Annotated in this window: 5 protein-coding genes; all 5 read left to right on the forward strand. The window is 45.7% G+C overall.

Features of this window, described 5'->3' with window-relative positions:
* Nucleotides 1–13: 13 nt before the first annotated feature.
* The 5 genes from HP401_RS31380 to HP401_RS31400 all read left to right on the forward strand — a co-directional run bounded on the left by HP401_RS31380 (nucleotide 14) and on the right by HP401_RS31400 (nucleotide 11,985).
* A complete protein-coding gene (locus HP401_RS31380) occupies nucleotides 14–1,822 on the forward strand; it encodes a hypothetical protein (protein WP_173606268.1) in 1,809 nt (602 codons plus the stop codon).
* Nucleotides 1,823–1,836: 14 nt separating this feature from the next.
* Complete coding sequence (locus tag HP401_RS31385; RefSeq protein ID WP_173606269.1) at nucleotides 1,837–2,925, forward strand: hypothetical protein; 1,089 nt, start codon at nucleotides 1,837–1,839, stop codon at nucleotides 2,923–2,925.
* Nucleotides 2,926–3,007: 82 nt separating this feature from the next.
* Complete coding sequence (locus HP401_RS31390) at nucleotides 3,008–6,265, forward strand: 3-keto-alpha-glucoside-1,2-lyase-like domain-containing protein (protein ID WP_309145145.1); 3,258 nt, start codon at nucleotides 3,008–3,010, stop codon at nucleotides 6,263–6,265.
* 11 nt (nucleotides 6,266–6,276) lie between these two features.
* Entirely contained in the window at nucleotides 6,277–10,824 is a 4,548-nt protein-coding gene (locus HP401_RS31395; RefSeq protein WP_173606271.1) for a hypothetical protein, read from the forward strand.
* A 12-nt stretch (nucleotides 10,825–10,836) separates the two neighbouring features.
* Nucleotides 10,837–11,985, forward strand: a complete 1,149-nt coding sequence (locus tag HP401_RS31400) for a beta-xylosidase family glycoside hydrolase (protein WP_173606272.1) — start codon at nucleotides 10,837–10,839, stop codon at nucleotides 11,983–11,985.
* Nucleotides 11,986–12,005: the final 20 nt, after the last annotated feature.

Here is a 12,005-nt window from a genome sequence, read left to right on the forward strand (position 1 = left end):
AGGAGGCGTATGGATGCCTAGTAAACAAGTAGCTTGGATCGAGGGCGAGGTCACAGCCGATTTGCTCATCAACAAGCTGGCTGATGAAATCGTCAATGCCAAAATCCCGGATACGAAGAACCGCTGGGAAAAGGTGTTTGAGGTTAATGAAGATAAGTGGGTTACGTTTAAGAAGACGATTGTTGCCGATACGCAAGGGACTTACAAGCATACGGATGGGAAGACTTATCCGGTTTACGTTTTGCCGGATGTGCGGGAGTTAATTTCTTATGGAGGTGTTCCTCTAGTCGATGCAGACGGGTATATCTACGAAACTCTTAATTCTAGTAATGTAAAATCGGGCAAAAAAATTCAGGTAAGAGAGTTTGTCTATAAAGATGATGAAGGCAAAGATATAACTCTATCTATTTCTGGACTACTGGTTGTTAATGTCGATGATACTGATCCCGCCAACACGGTCGGTAAGAAATGCTTTGCTGTTCAACAAGGTAAGTATGAATTAGACGGTCAAACTTTTACTGATGGTGACGAATGGAACGAATATCAAGTGATTACCCAAGTTCCATCTGATTGGAATGATGTTTTAGCAAAAGGGAAATGGACTGTTTATTACACATCTGGGGGTATCTGGACAAATGTTACTCCCTCTCCCTACAAATTCGGAATGGTCAAATACATTGCCAACCCCGTCCATCACTATGACCGTACAGTCGTCCTAAAATCTGTTCCTGACGTACCTTCGGGCCAAACGCCTAATGATTATTTCGTCATGCTGAAGCATCCCATCCAGCAGTACAACTACTTGGATGTGTCCTACGGCAAAGGCTTCACAGGCAAAAATCCGGTTGGAAACTCTATCGAAACGTATCAGCTTGCCTGCGATGAAAACAGCGTTATTCCAGGAAAAGTACCCGTCATCATCGACCAAAAACAAGCCGAACTTCAATACAACAAATGGAACAATCCTGATGATACCGACAAATACACTCCACCTCAGGAAGCATGGGCACTCGATTACGATGACAAAGTGGAAATCAAAAGCCCTTCCTCCCACTTTTTCTTCGGTGCTGACTCTGTCGTCTCCTGGGTACCAAACAAGAAGCGTCGCCCAGACTATTGGGTGGAATACAACCTCTCTGTAAGCAATGATCGTGTAGCAATCGTAATTGAAGGCGACCCTTCGCCTGATATGGATGCTTACTACAGCAGCTTTGCTTATATCGGAAAAACGATTCCTTTTGCTGACTATGACCACAAAGGCAATTTTGGCATCACAGTCGGCATGGGTGATTTGACAAAAGAAAAATCAAGCTTCCTTCCTGCCGACATCAAGCAGGACACCAACCCTAACTATTCAGGCTGGGGACGCTACACCTCCAACGGCATGTATTCCTTCTCCATGCTGCAAACCCGAAGCTCCGTTTACTTCCAGGCGTACTACCCTGCCTTCATTACCCAGCTCCCCAAATACGATGGAGTGGGCACGCTCCCTCCTGAGCTCTCCAAAATGGTACTCGAAGCAAACGGCTTCCAAAGTTCGAAATGGACGAAGAAATATCATGCATCGCCGATCTATCTGGTACACCAGTTCGAAGGTTATCGCGGCTACCTCGACAGTGTCGTAGCAATCGAGGACCATAATCTGATCAACAAGGACGAGCTCGTCGTAGATACAGAGGAACCAAAAGATCCGAAGAACCCCGCTGCCGGAACTTGGACAGAGGTATACAAGTTCTTCCGAATCAATACCCCTGTTAATTTCTTCAAGTATTCTCCCAACCCTACTGATTGCACCATCGCCATCTTAAAAGAAGTATATTAAAGGAGGATTTTCACATGGCCAATTTTAAATACATTGAAAAAATCACCACTTCTAAAGAGCTCCTGGATACAATTAAATCTGAAATCGAACAACTTACGAACTATACCTTTAACCCAGCTGCCGGAGAGACACAAGAAAAATCAACCTGGACAGTTATGACAGATCTCACCAAAAAAGATTCCGCTTCTGGCAAAACCTCCGAGCTTGTCCTGAAGGGCATCTCCAACATTAACAACGTGACCAAAGAGTTTTATGTTAAATTCGTCAATCCAGGCTTCACCAACCCGAAGGAACACAGTTCTTTGACGGTTCAAGTATTAACAGACTACAATGCCACAGCCAAAACCTTCGCAACAGAAGGACATCCGGTTAATTTCGAATGGGCTGACGAGAAATTCGTCGTGAATGGCAAACCGACAGATCGTACGATTGATAAACCTGTCTACCTGTACATGAACGTGATGAACAACCGCCTTTCTCTGGTTGCCGTTGGCGATCCGGCTGTTCACTTTGAAGATTATCGCAAGAGCTTCCTCTATGTCGGCTCGCTTAAGCCGTTCAAGTACAACATGGATGATGTGGTTGGAAACATCATGCTGACGGCTGGAGCTGTCGCTACTGAGCCTACTGCTCCAATCGCCCCACACGATTATGGTCAATACACCTCTTTTGGCAACAACACCTTGCAAATGCTGGCGACAAAATCAGGCATTCGCTTCCAAAAACACTACCCTGCCTTCATTACCCAAGCTCCACAGCCGGGCAAAGCATATTCCGATAGCAAGCTCGGGGACACTGGTCTTCTTCTGGAGCCTCAAGGCTTTAACGCATCTGCTTGGACACGCCGTTACCATTTGAGCCCGATTTATGTCGTACACGGATATGATGGATACCGCGGCAGCTTGGATGCATGCATTGCTGTTTCAAAAAACAACATTCTCCACTTGGATGAATTGATCATTGATGTTGATCCGAGCGACACGACCAAGAAACACAAGCAGGAAGTGTACCGCTATTTCGACCACAATACCGAACAAAATTTCATGAACTACTCCGCCAACGTAAAAATGGGGGTCGCTTTCCTGAAGGAAGTTCGCTACTAAAAGAAGTCCCTCTAAAACCGTATAGCTAGCAAAAGGGGGAAAACTAGAACGCATCTCTGGTGTTCCCCCTTCTTTTTGGGAGGTGAACCATTTGACCGGGATTTCTTCTCTAGCAGCCTATCAATTCAGACTTGCAGACCACTACGCTTCTATTCGCAACTATATCGGAAAAGTAACTTTCACGACTTCGCCCTCCCGTAAGTATTCCTTCGTCTATATTCCCTACGGACAAAGTGCCAGTATGGTCATGCTAGATTATTTGCTCGCGAATCGGAAATCGTTTGCCGCTGACCTTCAAGACTCCTTGCAGGATATGATCCGGAATGATACTAGCATGGCCAATCCCATGGAGCTGGTCGTAGTATCCGATCGCTCGCCGTTTAAAGAGGGCTTGCTCCAAGACGAGACCTTGGATGCTGACCGAATCATTAAGCAACCGCTACAAATCATTCGTCGCGTTCATTTATCAGATCGGGTCAAAACAGCAGGAATGGCAAAGCTCAACCCTGCCCAAATGTCTGTGCGTGTGAATAAGGATGAGCTGCATATTGATTTACCGCCAGCATCGGCAAGTCGTTCCATTTTTGCAAATGCGACTGTCAGAAAAGAACACTCTACCGCAACACGGACTGAACGATTCGCCGGAAAAAAGATAGACGAGTGGTTCACGGGAGAGCGTACTTCCACGTTCGATTTATTCGTCCATACCGAAAGAAGCTTGGCTGAGCGAAAGTTTTGGGCTTCTCTCTTTGTGCAGATGGAAAGAGAATACGCAACCAGATCGATCACTCAACACCTATCTATTGAGAACAGCCTACCTCTTTCCAACCGCAACAACAGACATACCATGTTTACAAATTGGTCTTATTCTATTGGCGAGCGACATACTTCCTTCCAGATGACCCGACACTTCGTGCAAGCCTTCCACAGGATGAAAACAAAGCCGACGAAAGTGCTTCGCGACATGGACTGGGCTTACCTCAAAGCCCGTCAGTATGACGCCTTGCTGCACTTCCTTCAACGTGCAAGCAGGATCGCTACGCAAGATTTAGCGATCCATCGGGCTTCTACAGGTTTCCGAACCATGCTCCAAGATGGTTCCCTTTTACAGAATCGAGACTGGGGCTATCGAGATTTCACGCGTCTTCTCTCCCTCGATTCCTTTTCACCAACAGCCTTCCGACCATACCAAAATGACCTGTTCATCAATCGCTCTCGACTCCATGCTGCTCGTCCCTATCAATCCCTAGGTACACTCATTACGGAATATGCTCTTGGTAATCGGGACGTGGTTTCAGAGCTCACTATTTTCCTATCACAGATTACGGGAACCCGAACGATTCAAACAGATGCTTCGCTCATGACCTATCTAGAACAAAGCTCCCGACACAACAGTCCCCTCTTGTTCGTTCCCAATCCCATCAATGATTCTCTTCGAGAGAAAACCAATCCGCTCTGGATTCCCCAGCACTTCGAACTCGGAAAGAAAGATCTTTCTCGTCCCACTTCAATCATCAAGGATGACCTTCGCGCAGATCGCAAGCTCGTACATGCTGCTCATCTTTGGGAAAAGGAACGCGCCATCGATCTTAGTGGGGGCAAAGCACCTAAGCCATCCTTTTATCAGGATGAGGATGACATTTTCGCCAATCTGGAAAATGTACGCCTAAGTCTCCTGACAGAAGAAATGGTCTTCGCAACCATCTTGCGCTTACTGCCCGCTCATCTTTTGGAAGACATCCTTGGTTCCAAAGAATTTCCTTCCCACCTGATGGACGACATGATTTTTGCCTCGCGCCTGACAGATGGTCAGAGTATTTTAGAAGCACTCATGGAATGGGCGCTGACCAACAAGACTTTCGATGCTTACGTAGATGAGGAATTTTTGGAGGGTGTGCGGACACGGGTTCAGGCATTGATCGAATCTGAGGTCATTTTCAGTAAAGCGTTGCAAGACAGGGCCGGCATTCTTTCCTTTGAGACATGGGAGTCCACCCGTCAGAATGAGATTCTCTCGCATCTGGAGGAAGATGGGGTTGCAGGAAAACGGGAAGTATTGCTCCCTTCAACGGTTGAAGAGGTGGAAATCACCAGCCAAATGGAGGCAGCTCCTTCATCCCTTACAGAAGCACTAGTCGGCGAAGATGTATTCCGTCCAGCCGAGCTGCAAATTGAGAATCCTTTTGGTTACATGGAACCCGATCCGTCCTTTTTGTTCGACGAGCATACGGCCCGTAAATCCGCTCACGCCAGCGACCTTGACGAGTTGCCGGTAACCGCACTGTTGCGCAGCAGAATCACGGAATTGTGCAGCGGCTATCTCTTCGCTACCTCCCCACATGAACGAGCCAGTTACCTCGTCGATTTATACGATGTGGCAGAAAAAGGCGCGCGTGATGGAGAACTTCAAGACGATGAATGGCAAAAGTATGCCAAGCTCGCGTTGGAACAAACGGTATTGCATGAGCAACTAATTGCCTATCAGCCGGAAGCAGCAGCACATTTGTTCGAATCCATCCTCAGTTACAAGCTACCAGATCAAGCTGTTATCAACGCGGATTGGGTCGCTTCCAACCAAGAGCGCGCTACCTCGCTGCTCACCCAAATCATGGGTAAAAAAGAACTCGCAGATGCCGTCATTCTGGAATACTTGGCTGGCCAATTGGATCATAGAAAAGGGCATATTGAGAAACCATTACTTTCTGTTCGCGACTACAAGAAAGCATGGGCAGATCGTATAGAAGAAATAGGACAAGGTTTGGTCTACGACTACTCCAACGATGTACTCGAAGCTGAGCACGATCCCGAGCATTGGTCAGGTGGTTTTTCTGTTCCAGAAGCGTACGATCCCCACGATCCATTCAATGCGTACTATCCATGGACGACGGATATGAATGCACTCGCGATGGGGCAAGACAACTGGACTCGTTTCGGCTCTGGCAGTTGGGAGCATAATCGCGACCAAGGCACTTTTACCCATACCAAGGGCTCCAGTGGCATGAGTGGGTTCATTCGAAATGACTTTACTTATTCAGACTATCAGTTTGAGGTCGATTTCAAAGTAGATGAGCCCGCAGATGGAGACAGCGATGGTATCGTGTTCAAATATCACAACGACCAGAACTACTGGATGTTCGTCGTCAGTGACGGAAGCGCAAGCGGTATGCCGCGACCCATGCAGCTTTTCAAGGTAGAGAATGGCAGATCAACCATGTACTCTACCCCAATGAACCCGTTTACCTGGGAAAAAGAGAAATGGTACACGCTGCGTGTTTGGGTTACGGGAAACCGCATCCGCGTTTGGGTAGATCATAACCTGCAATACGATTTTACGGATTAGAGGTGATCATTTTGGGTCATACGTTTGGCATTTTTTCTAAATCAGTGGGCAACGTCACATTCGGAAAAATGCGCTCCTCATTGGTAGAGGGCGCATTCCACCCGAATCATCCGGACAATCCGGACAGCCCCAATCGTCCTCGTGCAGAGGATCGTTATGCCGGGTATCAGAATCCGCTTTTGGGCGATCCCGGCAAAGGTCAGATTGGTCGTTGGCAGACGGTCAATCTCGACTCTCTCGAAAGCGTGATCGATCAGATGATAGAGCAATTCGTCCGGGACAAAAATTGGTACGCCAAGGTTCGCTGCCGAGAAGCACTGTGGAACATGTACCGTCGTCTGGAATGGTGGGTCAACCAGCAAATCGATCCGCAAAAAAACGACTATCAGCGCGCATTGCTCATGGTACGCGATTGCATTTACAAAATCCTAAAAAACGCCGAGCAGCCGGATGGAACCCATCAAAATGTTTCGCTGCCAGTTTGTCCAGCTCCTTACTATCATCACTTTAGCGGTTACTATCTCAATCATTACGATGCCATCGATAAAGAAGTCCCTACATTTGATATGCGGACTCTCCCGCTTTCGGATAAGTTTCACGGCTTGTTCCGCTATGTCTCCTCCACCGAGGATCAGGAATGGACAATGGTTCACTCCGTCGGCACCAATGAGATGGCGGGGAACGAAAATATCATGAAGCTGGATGTGAGCACACTCAAGCATGGTAATTCCAGCAAAGTGACCTTTCAGTGGCGCTTTAAAAAGCAGGGCTTTATTCGTTTTAAATACATGGCTAGCACTGCTCCTGGCGATGGGTTGCTGTTTTTTATTAACAATAATCAGGTTGGCGGGGAATGGAATCAGAACAGCAGCTGGCAGGAAGCGAAGTTTCACGTCAAGCCGGGGCAGACTTATAAGTTTGATTGGTTTGTGCGGCGGATGAGTGATCGGCGGTTTGGGAAGAATGCGGTTTATGTTAAAGATGTAGAGTGTGTTGAGGTGGTGCAGAGCTTGGATGAGCAGACGCCGCCTGATGTGGATACACTTTTCCAAGAAGCTTACCAACAAGTTGGATGGCAATGGATTACAAAATCAAGTGAGAGCAAAATAATGACGAATTTTTTTGGGGGAGTAACAACAACTACTAATAACGTACGCGAGTATAATATTAAACTTGATAATGAGTGTGACGGAATTTTCTCTTTTTCTCATAAACTAGGTGGTTATACTCCACCATACAGATTTGATATTAACACCTTCTTTGTTGATAGTTTCCATGAGCATTCTGAGTCAGGATCCGCACCACACCAAAGTAAAGTTGATTCTTCCCATGACTTGGAGTGGACCTTACACCCCAATAGGTACTCCCAGACAACCGATAATTCAGCCAACTCAGTTTATATCGCTAATGTTGGGGATGAATCGATGGTTGAGATAAATGGAAAAGTAGAACTAATTTGTCCTCCATTAGAAGTTGACCATCATCAACCCAAAACTGTAGCAGATATAGATGATGGCACAACATCATTCTCTTTTTATGGGGTAAATATATGGCGCAACTGGTTGAACCCTAAAAATGATAGAAAAACCCTTGTTATGGAAGATCCAATAATCCAAGGTACTGGTGATGCCACCACAACAATAACTATTAATGATGATGGTTGGTTTGAATTTGACTACCACTGTAATTTCAGAGGGTCAGAGTCCTTTGAAGTTCTGGTAGATGGCGAACAAGCACTTTATTCGTTAAGTACTGATGATATCCGCTCAGTTAAAATCCCACTTACTAAGGGTACTCACTCCATTACATTTAGAGTTTCAGATTCATTCACAGAACTCCCCTTTATAGATGATAAATCTGCAAATTTTGATTACGATGATGATCATGAGAAAATCAGAGGGAGGTTCGGGAGTTACATTACGGTTGACAGAGATCGAGATTGGGATTACAGTGATCGCCAAAATATTGCATTCACAGAATCAGATCATGCCGAAATACAGTACAATATATCTCTTAAACCTGGAGCAACCCTCGATTTTTCTGAAAATCTTACGTTTGAACCAACTACTAATCGAAATGATTTCCAATATTATAAAAAAATCTGGAGTGAAGAATTCAACGAAGGCAATGGTAAATGGAGTTCCGACCTCGATGTTCGCGACAATTGGGAATGGGTAGATATCTACCAACTTTACCATCCTGACTCTGCAACTGGTGACATTGACGACGGCGTACTTATGGTTAAAGACAAAGATGGTACAACCAATCGAATCTTTTTACGTGAATTTCGCCTTCGTAGACCGGGCTATGTTCGTTTTGAGTACGGAGGTAAATATAGTAAGTATGAAGCACTGAAACTATATGACAACGGCAAGTTAATTTGGGAAGGAAATCAGAATCACGAATCGGCAGTCGGCATCTATGAAACCGTAATTCTTCCTGCGGGAAACCACGAATTAACGTGGGTATATCAAGACTATGATGAAGTTGAAATTGAAGTTGGGTCCGGCTCGGACGGAACTGAAGAACTTACCCCCGATGAAGCAGAAGAGAGTTGCTTTCCAAGTGGGAATGCGGCTTCTGAATTACGTTACGATATTTACGATGGTGGGCTTCCCAATACTAGAAAAGCTAAACTAACCTGGAAGGGACATAGCCAGTCTACTAACTCTGGCAATGTAAACAGAGAAATAACAGCCCCCAGTTACTCAACGTTTTCGTATAAAGAGAACTTACTTGTATATGGGGGAACGGGAATACCCCATACCAGTGTCGTTAAACCTACATTAGACTACTATGACTCTTTGACATATGGTTGGCCTGCAGTTCTTCCAAAACTTATTCCAGTCCCTCACCGTTCCTATTTTTCCATTGGTTTTTACCATGGAGGCGGAGACTTGACCATCAGCTTTAAAGCAGCAGCTCTCTTGAGAGGAACCAATAGTAGTGGGTATGAAGCTACTCACACTGGTCCTCGTGGTATTTTCTCAGTACACCTTACTACACGACCCCACGACTATAACGGTGAATTACTTTTCATCACTACTGACAACGTAGGAAGAGGCGGAGTAGGGAATATTGATTGGTCTAAAGCTCAACCAATATCTAGAACATTAAATAAGCCTGCGGGTAAGTACTATATTACACTCTCTTTCCTTGACTTTTTCAATGATACTAATATGGCACTTGATAAGTATCAGTATGGGGCCATAAATTACTTATTTATCCAAACTTCTTCCCTTAAAAACACTGGGATAGGGACATACGATGATTCCAAAGTATTAATGGAGGTAATTGACAAGTCCACAAATAAGATTATTCAATCTAAAGAATATAAAGGTGGTGGGACTACAACTTCTAATTACCTTAGCTATCCTATTAACATTAATATCCCTCCAGGAAAAACCTATCAAATTCGTTACACTCTAGTAAAAGGTAAAGGCACAACTGGTGGGCTATCAGGTAAAGGCGGCTCCTTCGCGTTAAAAGAGGGTACATTTTCAGAGAAATGGGTACCTTATTGCTGTGATTCTACTGGTCACTGCTATCCCAAAAAAGACTCCCCTCACACTGGCAGCCCACCTACTCCACCTGAAACTGATTGGATAATCCCTGATGATTCTTGGTGTTGGATCGATCATATTGAAATATGGGAGAGCCCTAAAGCGGTTGAGCTTTGTAAAAATACTAGACTTCGAGTTCGCATTTATGATGAGGATTCTGGTGATTTAATTTCTGAAGAAGATTATACCGGGGAAAAGGAGCAAGAAATAACAGCAAGCTTTAAGAATACAAGTAGCGACGTGAAAAACTACAGCATTAAATACAGATATTATTCTGACTGTGGTGACAAGGCCACCCTTTATGATGCCCAAGTAAAGATTTCAGATTCAAAACCTGTTGAGCCTTCCAGTTGTACTGTCTTTGGATTCAAAGTAACAGAGAACACCTCCATCTGGATGGGAGGGTGTAACGGCAGCAAAATGTATTTAAACGTGTACGCACAGGATGGAAAACTAATTCATTCACAAACGTTTTTGGAAGAAGGCGAACAATCCTTTGCCGTTAATTCTCTCCTACCTACCCCTTCCCCCTCCTATCGCTTTGAATTCATCACCGAACAAAAAGGTACAACCAGCGCCGTCACTGGCAAAGAATACAAAACAACATTTCGGATCAAGGAATTCCAAGCTACAGAAACATGGGAGCTGGTTCCTGAACCTTTCAACTCCAAACTCGAGTTTTATATCGACAACATATTAATGGATACTTTCACGCAACAAGGCGGCTTCTATGATCACTACTACCCTGTCGAAGCAGGCAAGCATACGTATAAATGGAAATTCATAGCGCAAAGCAGCGGACAAGTCTGGGATGCCTGTGAAATAGACTACATCAAACTAACCAACTGGATCTGCGACAAGGTCCTCGTCACCCCCTACTGCGATCCCGGCAGCGGCGACAAATGCGTCGAAGCACTGATCAAATGCTTGCTAGCGATCTGGAAACAACGCCCTGAGGCATGTGTGATTGGCAAACGAATATGGCTATTTACGTAAGGAGGTACTTCTATGAGTGTAGTTTCTCGGCGTAAATCGGGGTTTCTCTTCGAGGATTCTTTCGATTCTCTTACCCTCGATTCCAAGTGGAACATGACACCAAATGACGCTTCAAGGTGGTCGCTATCTGACGCACCAGGCTCGCTCCGTTTAAAAAGCGGAGCCGAGCCGCTTCAACTCTTTTTAGACACACTTACCCCCGTGAAACAGTTCGTCTTCGATATGAAAAACTCATACAATCCGAAAGCTTCCGGAAGCACAGGCGGATTGACTGTTTTCATAAACCACAATGATTTTTTCCACGTCGAAGAATATTACGATGCTTCACAAGGCACTGCGAAAACCTTCCCCTGGCTTCGATTAATACGCGACTACAATACCTACACAGCGTATTGGTCCGAGGACGGAGCCATCTGGCACATCATCGGTTCGGAGGAATTCAACCGCCTTGCTCCCAAGATCGGTATCTTTCTCAACAGCAGCGCTACAAACGACTATCTGGACATAGAACACGTCCGCGTTTTCTCCCTCCCCACTCTCACAGTCTCAAACCTCTCCCCCGGCATCCGCGTGGAGCTGCTCGATTCCACAGGAGCCGTTGTCGACTCTAAAACGTGTCGGACAAGCCAAACATCCATTCACTTTGATATGACTCAGCATCCTATTCCTTTCACAGGCTCCCTCCGTTTTGCGGAAGCAGACGGAAAAACAACCATTAGCTCCAGCGATCAGATGGAAATATGGGGCGGGGACGAATACGACTTTTCCCCCTCTCTCACCCTCTTTTTTATCGATGGCGAAGGAAAGGAAGTCCACCTGCAAGACAACACGGAGGAGTTTCTCGGTCATATGCTCCAAGGCCAGTATAGGGAAGTGAAAATGATCGCCCGAAATACGATGCATCATGGGACTTTTACGGGTATCCAAGGGGTTCTCTCCTCCTATGCAGGCACCGATCAGTACAAGCGGCTAGTAGATGTCGCTACAGACAAAAACGGCGTGCCTGGTACGTGGGGAGACTCCTTCACCCTGCCAGATACTGCCGCAGGAAATGAACAAGTTTTCTGGACGCGGATTTCCCGTGAGACTGATCCATCCCTCGTAGATAAAACGACGCATGTCCATTTTGGGCTCAATTTGTCCGCCGTTTATACCAAATAAATCGAAAAGGAGCTGAACAT

The sequence above is a fragment of the Brevibacillus sp. HB2.2 genome, assembly GCF_013284275.1.
Classification (GTDB): domain Bacteria; phylum Bacillota; class Bacilli; order Brevibacillales; family Brevibacillaceae; genus Brevibacillus; species Brevibacillus brevis_D.

Coding starts and splice junctions, on each gene's coding strand:
- HP401_RS31385 (WP_173606269.1), top strand. CDS start 1,837: ATGGCCAATTTTAAATACATTGAAAAAATCACCACTTCTAAAGAGCTC.
- HP401_RS31380 (WP_173606268.1), top strand. CDS start 14: ATGCCTAGTAAACAAGTAGCTTGGATCGAGGGCGAGGTCACAGCCGAT.
- HP401_RS31400 (WP_173606272.1), top strand. CDS start 10,837: ATGAGTGTAGTTTCTCGGCGTAAATCGGGGTTTCTCTTCGAGGATTCT.